Annotated in this window: 1 protein-coding gene; it reads right to left on the bottom strand. The window is 45.0% G+C overall.

All coding sequences use genetic code 11. The features are described 5' to 3' along the window. Window positions 1–27: 27 nt before the first annotated feature. The coding region (locus AC1XTG_RS25565) for an ISAon1 family transposase (RefSeq protein ID WP_484843890.1) at window positions 28–1,012 on the bottom strand (985 nt) is incomplete at its 5' end.

Below are 1,012 nucleotides of genomic sequence, written 5' to 3' on the forward strand. Positions count from 1 at the left end.
GGATCAAGCAGAATTCTTGGGGTGAGATTAAGCATAAAGTTTCGTGATCCTGAATAGGAAGAACGGAATATCCCTCACACCTCTGGATGAGGCCCTGAAAGCCTTGATTTTGGCGTTGAATGACTCAGCGGAAGCATTGGTACTGCTGTTATTAAAGAAGTTGAGGATATCCAAATAATGTGTCTGAATAGACCTGGCGACAGTTTTGAACGAATCAAGGCCGCAATCTTCCACTGCATTGTACCAAAGCGCAAGCCTTTTAAATGCTTGTTCTTTGGACTTGCAAACCCTAAAAACAGTTCCCAAACCTGTTGCTAGCTTGTAAGCCTGCCCAATAAGCGGGTAACGCTCAAAAAGCAGCCTGGAACGGTGAACCTGTGAGGCGGTCCATTTATCATGATGCTTGAATAGCAAGTACCTGCTTCTGACCAACAATTGTTTTAGCGTATCACCATTGGCAAGAATCTCGGGCTGGTAGACCAAACCGGCCTGCCTAGCATCTTCAATAGCTTGATTTTCTTGATCCAATGCTTGCCAACGATGTTTAATCCGGATTTCTTGGACAGCATCATATGCTAATTTCTGGACATGAAAGCGGTCTATAACCTTGGATGCCTTTGGAAAGCATCGACTTACGATCAATCCCATATTAGCGGCCATATCCAACGTCACTTCCCGTACTTTATCACGAATGCGCCTGGGGATCTTCTTTAATATCTCGATGACAGAGCCTGCTTGCGTACCTTTGACCATCGCTACTAATGAGCCTTTGCGGCCCTTGGCTGCCTTATTAGTCACAATTGTGTAAAGCTCACCATTCGAGAGTGATGTCTCATCAATGCTTAGATAGGTGCCGGTGTTTCCTGGGTACAAAAGCCATTCGGCCGCATGCTCGCGTTGATCCCAGTCTTTGTAGTCGCTTATATGGTCTTTATACTGCTGTTGAAGCTGCTTGCCGTCGAGATGAAAGTATTTGCCTAACTGAGAACAACTAACAGGATTATTATCAATA

The organism is Dyadobacter sp. HNCC25DJ183 (assembly GCF_056895175.1).